This is a genomic window from Chryseobacterium sp. MEBOG07, assembly GCF_021869745.1.
In the GTDB taxonomy this organism is placed as follows: Bacteria; Bacteroidota; Bacteroidia; order Flavobacteriales; family Weeksellaceae; genus Chryseobacterium; species Chryseobacterium viscerum.
Map to the genome: position 1 here is coordinate 909,965 of NZ_CP084579.1, position 22,197 is coordinate 932,161.

Genomic DNA, 22,197 nt, shown 5'->3' on the forward strand with positions numbered 1-22,197 from the left:
CCTCCAGAAATGGAGGCTTATTTTTTTGTAATAATAAATGATATTTTTTACGAATTTAAATCCAATTAAAGCCTGTAGGTGTGGATCTTTAAATTGAATAACTCTTTTATTAATATGTGCTAATGATTTGAGTAATCTCGTTGTTTATTGATAAAAATATAATTAATTTTGTAAGATTAACATATATTTCTAACCAAAACATTATGAAGAAACTCTTTACCTCTTTACTTCTGTTTCTCGGGTTGGTTTTTGGGATGTCATTGCATGCCCAGATAGTCACCATTGGAACAGGAACTAGTACACAGCGGTATCCCTTGACTCCCTATTATGGGTATCAGAGGTCTGCATCGCTTTATACTGCTGCAGAAATAAACACTCCGGGTGGAGGAAGCATTTTATCCGTTGGATGGGAAGCCACCGCAACGATGAATATTACCTTCCCGGTCAAAGTGTATTTAAAATCTGTACCAACTACTACTACAGCCCTCACGGCTCAAAGCTGGAATACCGTAACTACTGGAGCTACTTTAGTATACAGTGCGAACGTAACCAGCCTGGCGGTTGGTTGGAATACCTTACAACTACAGCTTCCATACAATTATAATGGAACGGATAATCTTTTGGTTTTAGTTGAAACCAATAATGGAGGATCCGGAGGAGGCTCGGGAACGGCTGGAGCGGGCTTTAAATATAGTACTGCTACGGCAAGTCATATGTATTTTGAAGCGGATACTACAGCACCTACAGGAAATGGTACATTATCGGCCAGCAGACCAAATGTTCAATTAGCTTTTGGTACCCCGCCTACATGTTTACCTATGCCCCCGGAGGATCTTTATCTACCGGAACAATAACGGCTACCAGCGCAGTACTGAACTGGACCGCTTATTCATCTGCGCCTGCAGGGGGATATGATATTTATTACAGTACCACGAATACTGCTCCGACAGCAGCGACACTTCCATCACAAAACGTTCCTTCTGGAACTACTGCAACTCTTTCACCATTAGTACCTAACACAACGTATTATGTATGGGTAAGAGCAAAATGTAGTGCTACAAATCAAAGTACATGGTCAGGATCAATAACCCTTACCACACCTCCTACATGTCCACCAATGCCTACAACCGGATCATTATCCATTGGTACGGTAACCCCTACAAGTGCAGTACTAAACTGGACCGCTTTTGGATATGTGCCAGCTGGAGGGTATGATATTTATTACAGTACAAGTAATACGGCTCCAACAGGAGCAACTGTGCCTTCACAAAACGTTCCTTCCGGAACTACTGCAACTCTTTCACCATTAGTACCTAATACAACGTATTATGCATGGGTAAGAGCAAGATGTAGTGCAACAGATCAAAGTGCATGGAAAGGATCTCTTTCTTTCTATACAGGATATTGTGTACCTACAGGAGGTACTTCAAGTACATCATATTATCTGAATAATATTACAACAACAGGTGGTATTGCCAACTTGAATTATACTGCAAACAGCTATACAGCATATGTAAATAATTCTGCAACTGTTGTTTCCGCAATACCTAGTACTTCAGTAAATGTGAATCTTGCAGCTGCAGGAAATAATACCTATTACTATTATATTTGGGTTGACTGGAATAATGATATGAACTTCAATGGCCCTGGTGAAACTATTCTTGCTACTACAAGCTATACAGCAACTGCAACGGGTACTATTCCAATTACAGCAGGGCAGGCTCCAGGAAACTATAGAGTAAGAATGGGAACATCAGAATTGAATATTATTACTCCTTGTGGACCTGCGTCTGCGGGTAACTATGTGGACTTTACATTAAATGTTATTGCTTTACAACCGTGTTCAGCGACTCCTCCCAATAATATTGCCGTTTCAAATCTTACTGCAAGTACAGCTGTTGTAAGCTGGATTCCTGCAATAGGAGCAACGTATACATTGAGATACAAAAAGGTTACGGATGCTACATGGACAACGATTAACATTACAACCCCACTTACAAGTAGTCAGCTGCTTACCAACTTGGTAGATCAGACACAGTATGAAGTTCAGATAGCTACTATTTGTGGAGGTACTACAGGAGCGTTCTCACCAAGTGTGAACTTTACAACTCCTCCTCTTACTTATTGTACAGCTAACCCTACAGGTAATACCGGTACAAGTGGTTATATTAATAATGTAACAGTTACTCCGACGAATGCACCTATTATGTTTAGTAATTCAGGATCGGACGGATATAAAGATTATACAACAGATGCTACAAGAATAGTTATCTTGGAAAGAGGTTCAGGAAATACAAATAAAATTTCTGTGAACAAATACTGGCCAGGTTCTAGCAGTTCTTATGGAATTTCTGCGTGGATCGACTTTAACAGAAACGGAACATTTGAAACAAATGAGAGAGTTCTGAATACTACAGCCAGTACAACTACTCCGGTAACGGCTACTTTCCCTGTTCCTAATGCTGCAGGTGGAGTTTATACAGGAACTCAACCAACGCGCATGCGTGTTGTAATGAGTACAAGCAGTACTAACACTCCTTGTGGAACATTCACTCAGGGAGAAGTAGAAGATTATCCGGTAAGATTTGTAGATCCTCAAACTTGTACAACAACTCCTCCAACGAGTATTACAGTAAATAATATTTCTGCAAATAATGCAACCGTATCATGGATTTCTACTGTAGGAGCTACGTATACTGTAAGATGGAGAGTTGCTCCAAGTGGTGCATGGCAGACCGCTACTGTACCAGCCGGTCAGAACTTCTATGGAATTACAGGTCTTACAGAACAGACGAATTATGAAGTTCAGGTTTCAACAACTTGTGGAGGTGCTACAGGATCTTATTCATCATCAGTAGCATTTACAACGCCGCCGTTGTCTTACTGTCAGATGACAGGTTCTGGAACGAATGACCATATTTCGAATGTAACGGTTACCTCTTCGAACCTTGGAGTTCCTGCAATGAATAATACTTCAGTACAGACTAACTATATAAGCTATACAACACCAGAGACTCTTATTACTTTAGATGTTAATTCTCAAAATAATAAAATCTCCGTAGCAAAAGGTTGGACGGGTGCAACAGGAAACGATGCTGTAACAGCATGGATTGACTTTGACAGAAACGGACAGTTTACCGATGCTGAGAGAATCTTAATTTCTCCTGCTAATACAACAACTCCGGTTACTGCCACTTTTGCTGTTCCTTCAAATGCATATACAGGACCATTGACAACAACGATGAGAGTCGTATTGAAGCGTACAAGTGCTCCTATTATGTGTCAGAATGCAGTAGATGGAGAAGTAGAAGATTACCGAGTAAGAATAAGACCTTGCAGCAATGCAATGCCAAATGCTCCTACATTTACGACTACTCATACAACCGCCACTGTTACCATTACAGGAGCTGGAGTAAGCTACGTGGTAAGATACAGAGTTCAGGGAACAACAGCATGGACACAAGTGTATGCTTCTACCCAATTGGGTAACCTTCCATTAATCATTAATGGATTAATACCTGCTACCACTTATGAAGTAGAAGTAGCCGCTATTTGTGGAGATATTGTAGGAACAGCCACTCCAATCAAAACATTTACGACAAGATGTGATCCAACGCCTCCAAATGTGACCGTTGGTAACATTACTCCAACTACAGCCTTGATTACATGGGCTCCGATAGTACCAAGTTCTACTTATACTATGAGATGGAGAAAAGTAGGAACTACAACATGGAATATTATAAGTTTACCAGCAGCTCCTGCAAACACGTATGTGTTAGGTAGTGTAACTCCTTTAGAGCCTTACACCACTTATGAAGTTCAGATTGCTAATCAGTGTAACGGAGAATCTACTCTGAATCCATATTCTAACCCTAAAGTCTTTACAACAGAAAGAATATGTCAGATTCCTCCTCCGGGATTAACCATTACACAATTGCTTCCAACCTCAGCAGAGATTACATGGGATCCATTCCCTGGAGCAACCTATGTTCTTAGATACAGAAAAGTAGGTATTCCAAGTTGGACAGAAGTACCATCTGTAGTTAATAACCTTGTATTGACAGGTCTTACAGAATTAACGAAATATGAAATGCAGGTTGTGAATATCTGTAGCGGTACTCCAGGAAATTATACTCCTCCTTACTATTTCACGACTCCTACAGTGATTTACTGTAAGATGAAAGCAGAAAGTTCTACGGGAGAACATATTTCTAAAGTTACAGTGAAACCTACAGGTAAGAAAACGATGGAGAATGAATCCGGAGCTTCCACGTATACAGATTATACAGGAGTTCCTAAGACATTCATCGAAATGATCCAGGGCTCTACAGACAATGAGATTATCATTGAGAAGAAATGGACCGGAACTACTTATAACGAAGGAATCGCTGTATGGATTGACTTCAACAGAAATGGAGAGTTTGATATTAACGAAAGAGTGTATACTTCTTCACCAAATTCAAACAGTCCTGTTTCCGGTAAGTTCAATGTACCAGCAGATGCTTTTGTAAGCATGACAGACTATAAGTATGTTGTCATGAGAGTAGCGATGTCAAGAGATGGTATTCCGGTAAACTGTGCAGACTTCAAGAATGGAGAAGTAGAGGATTACACGGTAAGAATCTCTAAGCCGATTACTGCTAATCCAATAGATCAGACAGGAATCATGATTTATCCAAACCCAGTAAGTTCAGTATTGTTTGTAAAGAATATTAGCAAGAGAGCTAAATATAAGATTTACAATGCTGCAGGACAGGTAATCGGAGATGGTATTTTACTCAACAGTCAGATCAACGTAAGCAGATTGATCAACGGTGTTTATGTGATTGATATCGATGATAACGGTAAAACTGCTCAGAAGAAATTTATCAAAGAATAAATGAACTAAATTTCAAATAGAATAAGCCTCCAGAAATGGAGGCTTATTTTTGTTAAAAGATCTCGTTGGAGAAGAATATCCAGAATAATATTTTTACATAAAAAAACTCGTTAGAAAAGCTTCTAACGAGTTTTTATTTATTCAATACTGAAAATCACTTTTTCAGTTTGTTCTTTTAATTCTTCTAGATTGGTATTGTTGTAGATAATACAATCTGCCATTTTAATTTTATCCCTTTCAGGCATTTGTTTCTCCATGACAACTCCTACTTCACGGTAGGTTTTGTTATCCCTGTCCATCACTCTTTTGATCCTGATATTATCCTCAGCTGTTACCAAAAGAGACTTATAACATTTTCTGTTGAGCTTTAATTCAAACAAGAGTGCTGTTTCTTTGAATACTAAATATTTACTCTGCTTTTTTACCCAATCTTCGAAATCAATCCGTACAGCAGGATGAATAATTTCGTTTAACTGCTGGAGCAGATCTTTATTGTTGAAAACTTTATCTGCAACAAATTTTCTATCGTACAATCCGTTTTCATCATAGGATTCTTCACCAAGAAGTTCCTTGATTTTTATTTTTAGTTCTTCGCTTTCATTAACGATCGCTTTTGCCCTGTCATCAGAATAGTAAACCGGAAAACCGAGTTCCTCTATAAATTGGGCTACTGTTGTTTTTCCAGAACCTATTCCGCCTGTTAATCCTATAACCTTGGGCGATGGTTCCGGTTCTGTCTGTTGTATTTCTGAATGTAATTCTTCCATAATTAAAAATTAATATCCAAAAACATCATTAAAGGTAAACGTTTCATCAAGTCTTACGCCTTTCTCAGTCATTTTAAGGCTTGCAAGTTCATTATGAGCATCATGTTCAAAGAACAGTAGATATTCGTTGTCTACACATTGTTTAAGGAATTTTCCTTTCTCTTCCAAGGTCAAAAGAGGTCTCGTATCATATCCCATTACATAAACCTGATTGATATGCCCTGCTGTAGGAATAAGATCTGCCGCAAAAACAACAGTCTTTTCCTGGTATTGGATTACCGGAAGCATCTGTTTTTCCGTATGGCCATCTACGAAGATGACATCCATCTTTAGATCAGGGGCAAAACCGTAATTGCCAGTAGTGGGAAGGGGTAAAAAATTAAGCTGCCCGCTTTCCTGTATCGGCATAATATTTTCCTTCAGGAAGCTTGCTTTTTCTCTCGCATTAGGTTCAGTTGCCCACTGCCAGTGGTTTTCATTAGTCCAGAAGTGGGCATTTTTGAAAGCCGGTCTATATCCGGTTCTGTCATCATTCCACTCTATAGCACCACCACAATGGTCAAAGTGAAGGTGAGTAAGGAATACATCGGTGATATCTTCCTTTATAAAGCCATATTTCTTTAGATTTTTATCAAGAGTATCATCTCCCCAAAGAGAATAATGTCCGAAAAATTTATCATCCTGCTTGTTGCCGAGACCGCAGTCTACGAGGATAAGCTTTTTTCCGTCTTCTATAAGCAGGGAACGTGTTCCCAACTCGATTAGGTTTTTTTCGTCTGCTGGGTTTGTTCTTTCCCACAGACTCTTTGGGACGACTCCGAACATAGCGCCGCCGTCCAGTTTAAATTTTCCACATTGTATTGGATATAACTTCATATGTATATTTTGATTATTTCTTTATTAATTTCATTTTCTCCGCAACCTTTTTTCCGTTATCGTCAGATTGTTCAAGTTGCGTAATGATATTCTTAAAATCAGCCTCTTTCCTGTTCTGAGAAAGTTTTTGCTTGATAAATATTTCGGTAGGAATTATTTTCATCCCAAAAGCTCCTTTCATTTCCTTTTCTACAAATTCTTTTCCCATATCTTTCACCATCATTGGACATTGCTGGAAGTTTTCATATTTGGATGTTAATTTATCCAAATGGGCATAAAGCTCGTCATGATTCATCAATTCAACTTTGCCATAGATCTGTACTGCCTCGTAATTCCATGTGGAAACATTAATATGATCATACCAGCTGCTGGAAATATAAGTATGGGCTCCCAAAAAATCACAGAGAACTTCATCGCCGTCTTTTAAGATTTTTGTCTGAGGATTTGCTCTCGAAATATGAGTTTCAATATAAGCATTTTCAGGATCATCTTCATTCAGCATCATCATAGAATGAGTCGCCCTGATTTTATCAGCGGAAGAAATCAGTAGAGCAAAAGAATTTTCCTTGATGATATTTCTCATCACATCAAAATCTTCACTTCTGTATAATTTGGGTATAAACATAAACTAAGAAATTCTAATTAGCCTTAAACCTTGAACTTTGAATTAAAAAAGCTCACCCGGATTTTTAGGTCTTGTAATATTTAAATGTTTGTAAGCCTTGTCAGTAACTTCTCTTCCTCGAGGAGTCCGGATAATAAATCCTTCCTGGATCAAAAATGGTTCATAAACCTCCTCTAAAGTTTCAGGATTTTCAGCAATAGATGTGGCCAGAGCAGAAATACCAACGGGCTTTCCTTTGAAGTTTTCAATCATAACACGCATGATTTTATTGTCCATTTCATCCAAACCGAATTCATCCACATTCAGAGAATTTAATGCATATTTTGTGATATTAATTTCAATTTCACCATTCCCTTTGATCTCGGCAAAGTCACGTACCCTTCTCAATAATGCGTTGGCAATCCTTGGTGTTCCACGGCTTCTTCTTGCAATTTCTATCGCGGCATCTTCATAAATAACAACTCCTAAAACCCTTGCGCTCCTTTGAATAATCATTGATAAAAGTTCAATAGAATAATACTCCAGCCTGCTTTGAATCCCAAATCGGGCGAGCATGGGCTTCGTAAGCATTCCGCTTCTGGTTGTTGCGCCCACCAGGGTAAAGGGATTCAGTCCGATTTGTACACTTCTGGCATTAGGACCTGTTTCCAGCATAATGTCAATTTTGTAATCTTCCATTGCAGAATACAAATATTCTTCTACAATAGGAGATAGACGGTGAATTTCATCAATGAAAAGAACATCATTTTCTTCCAGATTGGTCAACAAACCAGCTAAGCTTCCAGGTTTATCCAATACAGGGCCCGAAGTGATTTTACAATTTACCCCAAGTTCATTGGCAATAATATTGGCTAAAGTAGTTTTTCCAAGCCCTGGCGGACCATGTAATAAAACATGATCTAGTGCTCCGCCACGTCTTTTCGCAGCGGTAACAAAAACATCAAGGTTCTCCAGCGTTTTTCTCTGTCCCGCAAAATCTTTAAAGCTTTGGGGACGGATTTGTTCTTCCTGCATGAGCTCCTCTCGTGAGTAGTTTTCCTTATCTGGATGTAAAAAATCTGGCATTAATTCATTTCATTTACTTCAAAGATAGCAAATTTAGACTAAGGTTGAAGGGCAGATTGAGAAAAGGTTAAGATTGATACAGACGTTTACACTCACGTTAAAAATGAGAATCGCTAAGATTGAAATAATTGGGATATTTTAAGTATTTTTGAGAGGAGAAATTATTAATAAAAATTAATAAATTTTGATTGTTTAGATAGATCAATACTAATTGATGAAGTAAACATTCGCCATAATATTAAATAAATGAAATTAATAGGACCATTTAAGCAGGTGGTAACACTTGCTAACTTACCATTAAGAGGAAAACTTTCCGACGAACAACTGGAAATTATTGTAGACGGAGGAATTGTAGTAGATCAGAATACCATTCAGAAAGTTGGAAATTTTGAAACATTAAAAACAGAAAATCCTACCATAGAAATCGAAAAGATAGAAGGAGAACAGATTGTTCTTCCTGCTTTTGTGGATTCGCATACCCATATCTGTTTCGGAGGAAACCGTGCCAACGATTTTGCCATGCGTAATGCTGGAAAAACTTATCTGGAAATTGCAGAAAGCGGCGGTGGAATCTGGAGTTCCGTACAGCACACAAGAAATGCTTCAGAAGAAGAATTATTGAAAACTTTGATAGAAAGAATCAACTTTCTGGTTGACCTGGGAATTACCACAATTGAAGTGAAGAGCGGTTACGGACTGGATGTGGAAAATGAGCTGAAGATGCTTAGAATTATTAAAAAAGCACAAAGTTCAACGAAAGTAACCTTGGTACCTACCTGTCTTTCGGCACACTTAAAACCAAGAGATTTTGAGGGAAGCAATCCCGAATATCTGGAATATATCATTACCGAAATCTTACCAAAAGTAAAAGAAGAAGGATTGGCGAATAGAGTAGATATTTTCATTGAAAAGTCTGCATTTCAGCCTGACGAGAGTAAAGAGTTCTTACTTAAAGCAAAAGCACTAGGTTTTGAAATTACCGTTCATGCAGATCAGTTTACCCCTGGAAGTTCAAGAATTGCGGTGGAAGTAGGAGCGAAGTCTGCAGATCATTTGGAAGCAACTATTGATGAGGATATTCAATTTTTGGCTGAATCAGATACTGTGGCAACAGCTCTTCCGGGCGCAAGCTTAGGATTGGGTGAAAAATTTACTCCGGCAAGAAAATTATTAGATGCAGGAGCTATCGTAGCTATCGCAAGTGACTGGAATCCGGGATCAGCTCCCATGGGAAATTTAATTACCCAGGCTTCTATTCTGGCAACTTTCCAAAAACTGACAACTGCTGAAGTTTTGGCAGGAATAACCTTCCGTGCTGCTTATGCACTTGATCTTGGAGATAGAGGACAATTGGAGGCCGGAAAAAAGGCAGATTTTGTCACTTTCAAAACCAATAATTTCCAAAATGTACTTTATAATCAGGGAAGCTTAAAGGCGGAAAATGTGTACATTGATGGTAATAAAAAGTAATAGAAAACACATCCATGAAAATTAAATTAGAAGAGATTAAAGAAAAATATGTCTCTCTTGGTATTGCAGAAAAAAACGTTGATTATGCATTAAATGCTGTAAAGTCAGGCACGAAAAAAGAATTTATCATGAAGAATTTGACTTCAGATATTAGAAAAGTAGAGCCCGCTATAGCTAATAATATGTTGGATGAAATGTTTGCAGCAAATGGAGGAGAATTTAAACATGAAAATAGAGGAGGATATCTTTATTCTACATTTTACCTAATGGCCATTGTTGCTTTAGGTATTGTGACTTTTTATTTTAATAAAGAAAATAGAAGTATGCAGTTTAAACTCGGTGGTGCTTTATTAGTATTTATAGTTTTATTTTTCAGAACATTTATACCTACTATAAAAGGTAGGTTTAGAGAATAATTTTAGATTATGATTTGGCAAGGCAGATTGGACGGAGAAGAACTTCTCTATCACAGATTATTTCAAAGAGTAAAGGAAGAATGTAATTACGATAACATTTCTACAGATAATTTTGTTTTGCATGGTTTTGCTGTAGATGAAGGAGTAAGGAGAAACAAAGGTCGCCAGGGAGCCAAAGATTCACCTGATGTGATCAGAAAGAATATGGCTAATTTTCCGGTAATTATTCCGGGTTTTTCAATGCTGGATTTTGGGAATGTTACCTGTGAAGACGGAAATCTGGAAAATACTCAGAATAATCTTGCCAAAAATGTTTCAAAAGTACTTTTAAAAGGCGGGAAATCTCTTGTGCTGGGCGGAGGGCATGAAGTGACGTATGCCCATTATTTAGGGGTGAAAACAGCCTTTCCTGAACAAAAAATCGGGATCATTAATATTGATGCTCATTTTGATAACAGACAGCCGGAAAAAGGGGTAGGACCAAGCTCCGGAACTGGATTCTGGCAGATTGCCCAGGAAGGTCCTATCAATTCTCTTCATATCGGAATTCAGAGAAACTCGAATACGCTAAAGCTTTTTGATACAGCTCATCAGTATGGAATGAAATACATCCTTTCAGATGAATTGTTTTTTGAAAACCTTCCTTCTATCTATCAGCGTATAGATGAGCTGCTGGATAATGTAGATTTCGCCTATCTTACTATTTGTATGGATGTATTTAACGCATCTATCGCTCCCGGAGTTTCCGCTTCAGCATATAATGGTATCTTTGCAGATACAACCTTTATGCATTTTTACAGACATATCTTAAAAAACAAAAAACTGGTTGCACTGGATGTAGCAGAAGTTAATCCGTCTTTCGATATTCAGGATAGGACGGCAAGGCTGGCAGCATGTCTTGTGAATGAATGGCTAATGATGTAAAAAGTTATATTCTTCCGATAGAGAAAATCATTACTTTATTAACCCTTAAGGAATGAAATTTGCTGATTTCATCGTGCTTTTAAAATAAAAGCGCTCATAAATTCATTAGCTGAATTTAAAACAGAAATTATATTATGGAACAATTAATTGAAAGCAAGCTTATTAAAGCAGATAAAGCGTTTTCAGTGTGGAGAAAAGTGCCGTTTGAGGAAAGGCAGAAGTTAATTGCAAAAGCAGCAGAAATTTTAAAGAATAATTCTGAAAAGTTTGGGACAATCATTACTAAGGAAATGAATAAGCCTGTTTCAGAATCCATTGCTGAAGTAGAAAAGTGTGCTTTAATGATGAATTATTATGCAGACGCTGAGAATATTTTAAAACCCGAAAAGGTTGAATCCGAATTTGCTTATTCTGAAGTTCATTATGTTCCAAAAGGAGTGATTTTAGGAGTAATGCCATGGAATTTTCCTTTCTGGCAGGTATTGAGATTTGCTGTTCCTGCAATTTTAGCTGGAAATACAGTCGTTTTGAAACATGCTTCGATTTGTTTCGGAAGTGGAAATGCAATCGTAGATGTTCTTTTGGAAGCAGGCTTTCCGGAAGGTATTTTCCAGAATCTTGAAGTAGGACATCAGGCTGTAAAGGAAATTCTTGAACACGATGTTGTGAAAGGAGTAAGCTTAACAGGTAGTGGTAAAGCAGGAGGAGAAGTGGCTTCAATAGCTGGTTTAAATATCAAAAAATCTTTACTTGAACTAGGAGGAAGTGATGCTTTTATCATTTTCGATGATGCAGATCTGGAAACAGCAGCAAAAGCAGGAGTAAAATCCAGACTTCAAAACTGTGGACAAACCTGTACTGCAGCAAAAAGATTTATCATAGATGAAAAGATTGAAGGTGAATTTTTACCTAAATTCATTGAAGAATATAAAAAATATGAAATCGGAGATCCTTTACTTAAGGAAACTAAATTAGCCGGAATGGCAAGACCCGACCTTGCTGATGAGTTAGAAGCTCAATTTAATAGAGCATTGGAAAATGGTGCAGAAATTATTATTCCTTTGGAGAGAATTTCAGAGAATGAATTTAAACCAGGTTTAATCAGAGTTCAGGAAGGAAATCCAATTTTAAAAGAAGAACTTTTCGGACCTCTTGGAATGATCATGATTGCAAAAAATGATGAGGAAGCTTTACAAATGGCAAATGATATTCCTTTCGGACTTTCCAATTCTGTTTGGACAAAGAAACCGGAGCGTCAATTATTCTTTATTGAGAATCTTGAATCCGGAACAGTCAACATCAACAGAATGACGAGTTCTGATCCACGTTTTCCATTCGGTGGAAGCAAAGCTTCAGGATATGGAACTGAGCTTTCTTTGCTGGCTCTAAAAGAGTTTGTAACGGCGAGAACTATTGTAGGACATTATTAAGGTGGGTATTAATGACACAGCCTTATTTTTATAAATAAAAAACTCCCGGAAATTGATTTCCGGGAGTTTTTTTTGTATGTTTTGACAAAAGTAATTTGCCTATTCGTCTTAAACAGTAGTCAATCTCAATGTATTCGTTTTTCCACCTTCGTATGATGGAGTCGCATTGATGTTGATTACGAAATCTCCTGTTTCGATATAACCATAGTTATGGGTTAGCATATTTACCTGGATAATCGTTTCGTCAGTAGACTTTTTCATATCATAATAGTAAGCGTGAACACCCCAAAGAAGGTTCAGCATAGCGATTACTCTTTTATTTCCACTGTAAACAATGATCTGTGAGTTAGGTCTGTGTGCTGCAAGCTGGAAAGCGGTATACCCCGAATGAGTAAGCGTTACAATAGCAGAAACATTGGTTGTTTTAGCAATTCTTACTGCTGCAAGACAAACTCTATTGGTAATGAATCTCTCATCGATACAGTTATAATCTTTTTCGATAGGTTCATTTTTATGTTGGTAAAAATGAGTTGTTTCGATATTCTTTACAATTTTAGCCATGTTTTCTACAACCTGTACCGGATATCTCCCTACAGAAGTTTCTCCTGAAAGCATTACAGCATCAGCTCCATCCAATACAGAATTGGCAACGTCATTTACTTCTGCTCTGGTTGGTGTTAAGCTGTTGATCATGGTTTCCATCATCTGCGTAGCAATGATAACTGGCTTAGAATAGAATCTAGCCTTTTCTACCAGATTTTTCTGGATAGCAGGAACTTCTTCCATTGGAACTTCTACACCCAGGTCACCACGGGCAACCATTAATCCGTCACATTCTAGAAGAATTTCTTCAATATTTTTTACCCCTTCAGGCTTTTCAATCTTCGCAATGATCGGAGTTTTGAATTTACCATTTGGATGCGCATTGATAAGCTCCTTCAAGTCGATAATATCCTGAGCATGACGAACGAATGATAAGGCAATCCAGTCAACTTCCATGTCAAGCATGAAATTAGCATCCTGAATATCCTTTTCTGTCAAAGCAGGAAGGGAAACATTCGTATTAGGTAGATTAACTCCTTTTTTAGAACTTAACGGACCTCCTTGAATGGTTTTTGCTTTTACAGTATCTATTTCATTGGTTTCGATAACCTCCAACATTAGCTTCCCATCGTCAATAAGGATTCTTTCCCCTACTTTTACATCCTGTGGAAACTGTTGGTAAGTCATATAAACCTTGGTAGAATCTCCTTCCATCTTTTCATTAGTGAAAGTAAGAATATCTCCAGGGTTCAGATAAGAACCTTCTTTTACAACACCTACTCTTAGTTTAGGCCCCTGAAGGTCTCCTAGAATACCCACTGAATACCCATACTCGCTGTTTAGCTCTCTAATTATTTCAATATTTGATCGAACTAAGTCGTAATCTGCATGGGAAAAATTTATTCTGAAAATGTCAACACCCGCTTTCATTAAATCTAACATTACCTCCTTCGATGATGAAGCAGGTCCTAGTGTTGCGATAATTTTTGTCTTCTTTAAATACTTATTCATAATACTGGATAATTTGATAAAGTTCCTCATCAGAACTCAGTGTATAATCTTGAATTGGAAACACAAGATTTTCAGGGAGCAAAATTACGGAAAAATCAGGAAACTGTTCCGAACTATGTAAAATATATTCGACATCTGCCTGATTATTTAATAAAAATTTAATGTTTTCTTCTTCTGTAAACAGTTCTGTCTGAACTTTTTTTTGCTTACTTTCCGAAGATTTATTTGAAATAAAGGTAAAACAAGTTTTTGAAAACTTGTGGTAGGCCTCATATCTAGGAAAAAAATAATCGTAATACCCCCCATGAAAGACAAGATCTTTCTTTCTTTCAAAATTAAGGTTGTTGGTTTGATTTATTTTATAGAAAAACTCATGAGCAGGTATATCTTTTGCTAATCTTACCAATCCTATGGCAATATCTTCAAATTCTATATCATCAAGATCATAAAGTTTTTGAATTTCCAAGTATATTTTCTTTTTTATTTAAAATATAAAATGCCCTCTGTGCTGCTTTTTCTTCTGCTTTTTTCTTGGAAGTTTCCGTTGCGTTTGCAATTTTTTCATTCCCCAGCCACACGTGGCATCTGAATACGACAGATTTATTAACTTGTATTTCCTCGCAGGTTTCGTACTTTATATTAACCTTCTTCTTTTGGCTCCACTCAAGCAAGAGGCCTTTGTAGCTTACAATTTTATTTTCAAGCTTGTTGATCTCGGAAGGGGTCAGTAATTTTTCCAGAATGATCCTTTTGCAGGCATCATAGTGGAAGTCTAAATAAACGGCACCAATTAAAGCTTCGAATAAATTTCCGGAGATATTTTCACCTAAGGCTGAAGAATTGTTTTGCTTTTGCAAAAGGCTGGTAAGCTTAAGATCTTCTCCTAATTTATTGAGGTTTTTCCTATTAACAATCTTAGATTTCATCTGTGTCAGGTATCCTTCATTAGCTTGAGGATAAGTCTGGAACAAATGACAAGAAATAATTGTACCCAAAACAGAATCTCCTAAAAATTCAAGTCTTTCGTAATTGCTGTCTTGATTTTTAGAAGAATTTTTCAAAGAAAAGGCTTCGCGGTAAAGAGCTATATTTTGTACCTCGGTACCCAATACTTTTTTAAGTTCGGTACTGAGAAAATATTCTCTCTCCGTGAGTTGTCTTTTTCTTTTTTTGATAAGGAATTTAGAAAAGTATTTCTGTAACTCCATTCATTGAATTTAGATTTTCTTAAATAGAACGCAAGCATTATGCCCGCCAAATCCGAAAGTATTGCTCATGGCTACTTTTACATCTTTCTTCACAGCTGAATTAAACGTAAAGTTTAGTCTGCTGTCAATATTTTCATCATCAGTAAAATGGTTGATGGTAGGAGGAACAATACCATGAATAATAGTTCCCAATGCAGCGATAGCTTCAATAACACCTGCAGCACCTAAAAGGTGTCCTGTCATTGATTTTGTAGAATTAATCTGAATGTCGTAAGCATGCTCGCCTAATAATCTTGAGATTGCATTGGATTCTGCGATGTCTCCTAATGGAGTAGATGTACCATGCATATTGATATGATCTACTTCATCAGCAGTTAAACCTGCATCTTCCAAACAACTCTTCATTACCAGATAAGCACCAAGGCCTTCAGGGTGTGGAGCCGTCATGTGATGTGCATCAGCACTCAAACCTCCTCCTAATAATTCTGCATAAATTGTAGCCCCACGTTTTACTGCGTGCTCATATTCTTCAAGAATGATTGTTCCTGCACCTTCACCCAATACAAATCCATCTCTGTCTTTGTCAAAAGGTCTTGAAGCTGTTATTGGATCATCATTTCTTGTAGAAAGGGCCATCATTGCATTAAATCCACCGACACCACTTGCTGTAACGGCTGCTTCAGAGCCTCCGCACACAATCACGTCTGCTTTTCCTAACTGGATCAGCATTTTGGAATCAATTATAGCATTTGCTGAAGATGCACATGCAGAAACAGTAGTATAGTTGGGTCCGTGGAAACCATATTCAATTGAGATATGACCAGGAGTGATATCTGCAATCATTTTAGGAATAAAGAAAGGGTTGAATCTCGGAATTTCCGTGTTTGCCCATCCTAATACCTCAGTTTCGAAAGTCTCTAAACCTCCAATTCCGGATCCCCAGATTACACCAACTCTGTTTTTGTCTACATTGTCTTCAATAATTCTGGAATGTGCCACTGCTTCTCTAGCAGCAACAAGTCCCAATTGAGTATTTCGGTCCATTTTTTTAGCTTCTTTCTTATCGAAATGCTGTAGTGGATCGAAACTCTTCACCTCGCAGGCGAACTTTGTTTTAAAGTTTGTGGCATCAAAAAGAGTAATCGAAGCGGCACCGCTCTTACCTTTTACAAGGTTTTCCCAGTATTCTTTTGCATTATTTCCTATTGGTGTTATTGCTCCAAATCCTGTTACAACTACTCTTTTTAATTCCATAAACTTTGTTTAATTTCTTTTTTGTTGAAGAATATTATTTATTTACTACTTCTTCGATGTAAGCGATAGCGTGTCCTACAGTAGTAATTTTTTCAGCCTGGTCATCAGGGATTTGAATATTAAATTCTTTTTCAAATTCCATGATAAGTTCAACTGTATCTAGTGAATCAGCTCCTAAATCGTTAGTGAAGCTAGCTTCAGGAGTTACTTCTGTTTCTTCAACGTCAAGCTTATCAGCGATGATAGCTTTTACTCTTGATGCAATGTCTGACATAGTAAATTATTTTTTTAATTGTTAGATGGTGCAAATATATAAAATTCTTTACGATAAAACATTTTTTTAGTCTTTTTTGTGGACCAGAAACTTTCATTTTGGATTGTCCCGATTTAGTCTTTTAGTTTTCAGTAGGTTATATTTGTTGCTTGTGGATAAATATAAAACCAATCATAGAAAGTCTAATAGGGGATATAAAGATATATCTTCCAAATTTCACTATTGTGAACTCTAGTTTAATGAAATGTGATCTTTAAAAAGTAATTTATCTTCGTTTTTTAGTTCCAAAAATTTCACTTTAAATAATAGAAAGGCTTTATTATTTAAAAATATCGGTACAACATATAGAGACACTAGATCATTTTAATGGAAGGGTATGATAGAAACTAAACTCGGAAAACAACAAGTTAATTAATAAATTCAATCGAACAAACTTATTCTATTAAATGTTAAGTAGTTCTTTATGTTGAATAGTGTACTATATAGTATGTAACTCATATTATTATATAGACATTGTGCTAATGAATTATTTTAGCTCTTTGTTATATTAGTATATGATAAATAAAAAAGAGAATCTATTATTTAGATTCTCTTTTTTGTGGAGTTGGAGGGATTCGAACCCTCGTCCAAACAAGCAATACATAAGCTTTCTACATGCTTATTCTACTATTGATTTTCGACTGGAGGCAGAGGATAGATGGGCATCTTCTGATTTTCGGGAACAATTTTGGGAACAATTTTGAAATCACGAAATGGCATCAGTAAGTTTTTTTATTCGCGGAAAAGTAGTAGATAAAGAGTGTACAATTTGGGTGAGATTTAGAGATAAGGGCATTGATATAAAAGCTCCCATACCTTATCTGAAATGTAAACCGAAAGATTGGAAAGATGGTAAGTGTAAACTTACTTCAAAGAAAATAACAGAGAATGATTCCGAAACAATTAATATCCGTTTAATTAAATTGGAAACCGAGATTATCTCTAGGTATAATGAAGAGAATCCAGATATTGACCTGAAGAATTGGCTGGAATATGTAATTCTGCCAACTAAATCAAAGCCAGATAAAAAGGAATATTCTGACAACGTACTTTTGTTTATAGATGATTACATTTCACTAAAGGAAAGTAATGTTGCTAAATCAACTATAAAGAAGGCGAATGTTGTAAAACAACTTTTGATTAGATATGTCGAAGATAGGAAGACAAGAAAGAAAAACTTTAAAAATCTACGATTTAAAGATATAGATAGTAGTTTTAAAGCCGATTTCGAGGAATATTGTCAAAAGGAAAACTATAAAATATCAACTACTTATCGGAATCTTAAATTCCTTAAAATGATTTGTAAAGTGGCTGAGTCTTTTGATATTGAAGTTCATAAACATACTGCAATGTGGAAATTTGATATTGAGAAGGTTACAAAAGCAATACCTAAATCTATATATTTGACTTTTGATGAACTTCAAAGAATCGAAGAAAAAGAAATGCCCTTTGATTATCTTGATAATGCAAAAGACTGGTTATTGATAGCCTGTTACACCGCACAAAGGGTTAGCGATTATTTGAGATTTACTTCATCAATGATTGTAGAGGATAGCGAAGGACAGAAATACTTAGAATTTACCCAGCAGAAAACAGGAGCAAGAATGAAAATTCCATTATTGAAAAAAGTTCAAGATATTTTAACTAAAAGAAGGGGAGAGTTCCCCCGAAAAATTTCAGATGTCAATCTAAATATTTACATCAAACAAGTTTGTGAAATTGCAGGCATTAATGAAATGATTTATAATGGAAAAGTTATGGTAATTGAACGAGAGGATAAAAGTAAGATTACACGAAAAGTTTTTGGAGAATATCCTAAATATCAATTAATAACTTCTCATATTGGAAGGAAAAGTTTTGCCTCAAATTTTTACGAAAAAATACCAACTGCTTATTTGTTGAACTTTACTGGACATACAACAGAAAAACAATTACTGACATATATTAATAAAACAGATGTTGAAAAAGCTAAATCAACAGCGAAATTTTTTAGTAATTTAGGATTTTAGCAATTAATATAAAAGTATTCAAATTGAAAAATATTAGCACATACGACATAGCATCTTACAATAAAATAATGCGTGAGATTGGAAAGGGCGGATTTGAAGGGATTAAGAATTTGATTGAGCAAAATTTATATTTAGAATACGGATATATTCAAGATTTTATCCCCGAACAGTATAATCTAAAATACGAAAATTTAAATGATAGTGGAAAAATCATTGTTCTTAATAATATTATTAAAGAGCTGAATTGTGACAGTCAAGTAATTGGAACAAGAGGGGAATTTGAGGATTTTGATTGGCAACAGTCATTATCAACCGAATTTTCCAATATTTTTAATGATTTTGCGGATGATATAGGACAAAAAATAAATGAATGGTGCGTAAATTTATCAATACATGAGATTGAGCCATTTTCAAACAGTATTTCGCAGAATAATTTAATGATAGATTGTTATTGGTTATTTAAAAACCTTGTAAGTGATTTAGAGATTGACCCAATTGGAAAAAATAAAGTATTCATAGACATTATCAGAAAATTACAAGAATCTATTACATATAATACAGAGTTCTTAAATATAAATTCTGCAACTAAAGATGATATTTATTTGCTTACTGATAAAATTAATTTATTATATCAGCAGGTTTTGACAATGATTGAAAATGAATTTTCCCAATTTCTTAGCACTTCACACTTTGCAGTTTCAGCAGTTTCGACGCCTCCATTATCAAATAATACTGTACGAGAAACTGTTTTTGGACTGAATTTTGACTTTATTGGACAACTACATCATAACTTATGGGCAAAAGATTTCATTAATGAATCCTGCACTAAAAAAGTGTTTTTACAGCATTTTTACATTGATACCATCCCTAAAGCTCCGATAATATTAATTGGTAAAAATCAATCTGATATAGGATTGTTAATTGATTCTTTAAGAGAGTTTTTTAAAGAAGATTATCAGGATAAAACTTTTTTTAACACTTTCTGGGCAGAAAGATTCAAGTTTCAGACTAATGGTGATTCACAGAACCCAAAAATCAAAACTTCAAACGGCATAAGTAAGATAATTAGTGAAGTGAAAACAGGCAATAGAAAGTCAACAAAAATCAATGCAATTAATGAAATTGTCGAAAATCTCAGAGCTGTTCCGCAATAATTCCACATAAACTTAACAAGACTTCTTAAAACTCCTTTATACAGGGAGTTTTTCTTTTTTGCGGAATGCTGTCTTCCTCAACTTTTCCGCAGAAAAATCACCAATTTGCGATTGGAATTTAGCAACAAAGCTAAATGTAAAAACAAACAAAAACAATGGTAAAAATTTTAATAGAATTTAAACAAATGCTAATAAGCATTGCAAGTGAATTAAAAGAACTAAAAGAAACAGTCCGAATGTCAACTATTTTGAATAAAGAAGTATTAGACGTAAACGAAGCTGCCGTACTCACAGGGTATAAAGTAAGCTATCTTCATAAACTTAGTAGTGTCGGAACAGATTTACCCATTTATTCATCTTCTGGTAATGGGAAACTTTACTTTAAAAGACTGGAACTGCTGGAATGGATGACAAAACACAAAAGAAATAATTTCAATGATTTTCAGAATCAGGTAGATGATTATTTTTCAAAAAAAGGTAAAAAAGCTGCCTAAAGCAATATTGAATTATTGCTCCGCATACAAGGCTTTAATCACGTGTAATAAGCCTGTTTGCAAATCTTTTTAAATTTCCAAAAAATTTTTAACGAATCGAGGTTTAGCCGTAGTAAATATACTATGGAGAGCTATTGCTATGCCTTTTTTAAGTAAACAACAACAAAATGAAACAATACAAAACCAAAAGTGCAAACCGTAAAATCAACGTATCAGCCTTTTATCATAAAGATTATCAATGGAAAGTTATACTTCCTACAATCATAGTTAACTATCTTCAGGAAAAAGTTCGGGAGCAACAACCGTTTAAAGAGTTCAAAATGAATAATGCCCTGTACTTCCTGAGTTTAGTTATCAGTATTCCTGCTTATCAGAAAGATAAAACATATCTCTGGGGTTATGTACCAATGGATTCCCAACGATTAAAAAAGAAAGATTCCAATTACAGTAAGTATTTTGAGTATTTTTTACAGATTGGTCTTTTGCAGGGTAAGGGGCACTCAAAAGGTCGAACCTGTAAACGCTACCGATACAACTATGAAAACATTAATCTTGAGGGTGTTGAATGCTTGGATTTTTCAATATTTGAAATGACTGATAAATTTTTGACTAAAAATCTATTGAAAGAAGTTGTTGATAATGATGCAATTTTATCCTGCTCACACTTGTCTAAATGGTTTGATGATGGGCTGTTCCTTGATGTTGACCGCTTGAATGATGATTTATCATCTGAGTTCTGTTACAATAAGTACAGTTTGAGTTATACCAGATTGAATCCGATAATGGCTAAGGTACACAACTATTGGTTTACAGCACTAATGCTGAAAGAACAATGTTACCGTATTTCTCGCAATCCTGATTCAGATAGCAGACTGCACACGAATCTAACTAATATGCCGTCTAAATTCCGCCCATATCTAACGTATTACGGCGAAAACATTCAAAGTTTGGATATTAAGAACTCACAACCTTATTTTATGGTTTTGGTATTGGAAAGTTTGAGTAAGAGTAAGATTATTGAGATTATGAGTAGAGTGTTTGGAATTGAGAATATAGGTACTATGTTGCAGAAATTACAAGAAACTACGTCTAGTAAAGCTTTTCAAGAAGAATTTACACCACTCAAAAAAGCTGTGCTTACAGGTAAATTTTATGAATTTTTAATGCCACTTTTCACAGATATTTATCCTGATTATGACGGTTTGTTCAGAAAGAAATTTTATGATTCAAATACAGGTGTAGCAGAAATATTTGAGTTTTCTTGTAAACGAGATTTGATGAAAAAACTCACATTACAGATTCTTTACACTCCGCTTAAAAGACCGTCAAAAGAATATCTGATATTTAAAAAGCATTTTCCTTTGTTATGTAAGTGTATCGAAATTTTTAAAACAACTTCCGATGATAAAGATTCATTCAAGCTATTTCCAAAATTGTTGCAACACGTTGAATCTGATTGTGTGATTGATACTATTACGAAACAAATTGCAGAAACAAATCCTGATATGCCACTTTGGACAATACATGATTCTTTCTGTACTACTGAGAGTTGGTTTCCTGTTCTGGAATCTATGGTGCAAGAACTGTTTTTAAGCTATTCTCAGGGTGTTTTGCCAAGTTTTAAGGCAGAATTATGGTGCAATAGTGATGAGTGCCTTAAAGTGGCTTAAAATCAAAATGATTGGCTTTACCTGTTTGCGGTAGAACCAATCATTTTTAATATTACAGTGGGTGAAATACTACCATAGCTTTTTTCCTA

General features: G+C 35.7%; 19 protein-coding genes. 10 read left to right on the forward strand and 9 right to left on the reverse strand.

What is annotated here, in order from left to right; translation table 11 throughout:
* Positions 1-203: 203 nt before the first annotated feature.
* A complete protein-coding gene (locus LF886_RS04145) occupies positions 204-854 on the forward strand; it encodes a hypothetical protein (RefSeq protein WP_236852843.1) in 651 nt (216 codons plus the stop codon).
* Positions 809-4,879 carry a GEVED domain-containing protein gene (locus LF886_RS04150; protein WP_236852844.1) on the forward strand — a complete coding sequence of 1,357 codons (4,071 nt, stop codon included), beginning with the start codon at positions 809-811 and terminating at the stop codon, positions 4,877-4,879. The genes LF886_RS04145 and LF886_RS04150 overlap by 46 nt, the downstream gene beginning before the upstream one ends.
* 137 nt (positions 4,880-5,016) lie before the next feature.
* Here the strand turns inward: LF886_RS04150 and coaE are convergent, their stop codons facing one another.
* Genes coaE through ruvB form a run of 4 tightly spaced genes read right to left on the reverse strand, consistent with a single transcriptional unit; the run spans position 5,017 to position 8,212 of the window.
* A complete protein-coding gene (gene coaE, locus LF886_RS04155; protein WP_236852845.1) occupies positions 5,017-5,646 on the reverse strand; it encodes a dephospho-CoA kinase in 630 nt (209 codons plus the stop codon).
* A gap of 9 nt (positions 5,647-5,655) precedes the next feature.
* A complete protein-coding gene (locus tag LF886_RS04160) occupies positions 5,656-6,522 on the reverse strand; it encodes an MBL fold metallo-hydrolase (protein ID WP_236852846.1) in 867 nt (288 codons plus the stop codon).
* Between the two features lie 13 nt (positions 6,523-6,535).
* On the reverse strand, positions 6,536-7,147 hold the full coding sequence (locus LF886_RS04165) for an FMN-binding negative transcriptional regulator (protein ID WP_236852847.1): 612 nt from the start codon (positions 7,145-7,147) through the stop codon (positions 6,536-6,538).
* Positions 7,148-7,189: 42 nt separating this feature from the next.
* Complete coding sequence (ruvB, locus tag LF886_RS04170) at positions 7,190-8,212, reverse strand: Holliday junction branch migration DNA helicase RuvB (RefSeq protein WP_109739049.1); 1,023 nt, start codon at positions 8,210-8,212, stop codon at positions 7,190-7,192.
* 246 nt (positions 8,213-8,458) lie between these two features.
* Here ruvB and hutI point away from each other — a divergent pair, with 246 nt between their 5' ends.
* The 4 genes from hutI to LF886_RS04190 all read left to right on the forward strand — a co-directional run bounded on the left by hutI (position 8,459) and on the right by LF886_RS04190 (position 12,452).
* Positions 8,459-9,682: an imidazolonepropionase gene (gene hutI, locus LF886_RS04175; protein ID WP_236852848.1), complete on the forward strand. Its 1,224-nt coding sequence runs from the start codon at positions 8,459-8,461 to the stop codon at positions 9,680-9,682.
* A 14-nt stretch (positions 9,683-9,696) separates the two neighbouring features.
* Positions 9,697-10,098: a hypothetical protein gene (locus LF886_RS04180; RefSeq protein WP_236852849.1), complete on the forward strand. Its 402-nt coding sequence runs from the start codon at positions 9,697-9,699 to the stop codon at positions 10,096-10,098.
* Positions 10,099-10,107: 9 nt separating this feature from the next.
* Positions 10,108-11,022: a formimidoylglutamase gene (gene hutG / locus LF886_RS04185; RefSeq protein ID WP_236852850.1), complete on the forward strand. Its 915-nt coding sequence runs from the start codon at positions 10,108-10,110 to the stop codon at positions 11,020-11,022.
* Between the two features lie 134 nt (positions 11,023-11,156).
* The gene (locus LF886_RS04190; protein ID WP_236852851.1) at positions 11,157-12,452 is read left to right on the forward strand and encodes an aldehyde dehydrogenase family protein; all 1,296 of its coding nucleotides are present in this window, start codon (positions 11,157-11,159) and stop codon (positions 12,450-12,452) included.
* A 108-nt stretch (positions 12,453-12,560) separates the two neighbouring features.
* On the opposite strand, the gene pyk is transcribed toward LF886_RS04190, so the two are convergent.
* From pyk to LF886_RS04215, 5 genes are read right to left on the reverse strand one after another with little or no spacing between them, the layout of a single operon-like run.
* Positions 12,561-14,006, reverse strand: coding sequence for a pyruvate kinase (gene pyk / locus LF886_RS04195; protein WP_236852852.1), 1,446 nt, complete (start codon positions 14,004-14,006; stop codon positions 12,561-12,563).
* Positions 13,999-14,472 carry an IPExxxVDY family protein gene (locus tag LF886_RS04200; RefSeq protein ID WP_236852853.1) on the reverse strand — a complete coding sequence of 158 codons (474 nt, stop codon included), beginning with the start codon at positions 14,470-14,472 and terminating at the stop codon, positions 13,999-14,001. Before LF886_RS04200 ends, pyk begins: the two co-directional genes overlap by 8 nt.
* On the reverse strand, positions 14,450-15,214 hold the full coding sequence (gene rnc / locus LF886_RS04205) for a ribonuclease III (protein ID WP_236852854.1): 765 nt from the start codon (positions 15,212-15,214) through the stop codon (positions 14,450-14,452). The genes LF886_RS04200 and rnc overlap by 23 nt, the downstream gene beginning before the upstream one ends.
* Before the next feature lie 9 nt (positions 15,215-15,223).
* On the reverse strand, positions 15,224-16,468 hold the full coding sequence (gene fabF, locus LF886_RS04210) for a beta-ketoacyl-ACP synthase II (RefSeq protein WP_236852855.1): 1,245 nt from the start codon (positions 16,466-16,468) through the stop codon (positions 15,224-15,226).
* A 34-nt stretch (positions 16,469-16,502) separates the two neighbouring features.
* Positions 16,503-16,742, reverse strand: a complete 240-nt coding sequence (locus tag LF886_RS04215; RefSeq protein ID WP_002976354.1) for an acyl carrier protein — start codon at positions 16,740-16,742, stop codon at positions 16,503-16,505.
* 752 nt (positions 16,743-17,494) lie between these two features.
* Between LF886_RS04215 and LF886_RS04220 the strand changes: the two genes are divergently transcribed.
* The 4 genes from LF886_RS04220 to LF886_RS04235 all read left to right on the forward strand — a co-directional run bounded on the left by LF886_RS04220 (position 17,495) and on the right by LF886_RS04235 (position 22,108).
* On the forward strand, positions 17,495-18,790 hold the full coding sequence (locus tag LF886_RS04220) for a phage integrase SAM-like domain-containing protein (RefSeq protein ID WP_236852856.1): 1,296 nt from the start codon (positions 17,495-17,497) through the stop codon (positions 18,788-18,790).
* Between the two features lie 23 nt (positions 18,791-18,813).
* Positions 18,814-19,944 (forward strand): hypothetical protein, encoded by a 1,131-nt coding sequence (locus LF886_RS04225; RefSeq protein WP_236852857.1) that lies wholly within the window; start codon positions 18,814-18,816, stop codon positions 19,942-19,944.
* Between the two features lie 155 nt (positions 19,945-20,099).
* Positions 20,100-20,438 carry a hypothetical protein gene (locus LF886_RS04230; protein ID WP_236852858.1) on the forward strand — a complete coding sequence of 113 codons (339 nt, stop codon included), beginning with the start codon at positions 20,100-20,102 and terminating at the stop codon, positions 20,436-20,438.
* Between the two features lie 167 nt (positions 20,439-20,605).
* A complete protein-coding gene (locus LF886_RS04235; RefSeq protein WP_236852859.1) occupies positions 20,606-22,108 on the forward strand; it encodes a hypothetical protein in 1,503 nt (500 codons plus the stop codon).
* Positions 22,109-22,197: the final 89 nt, after the last annotated feature.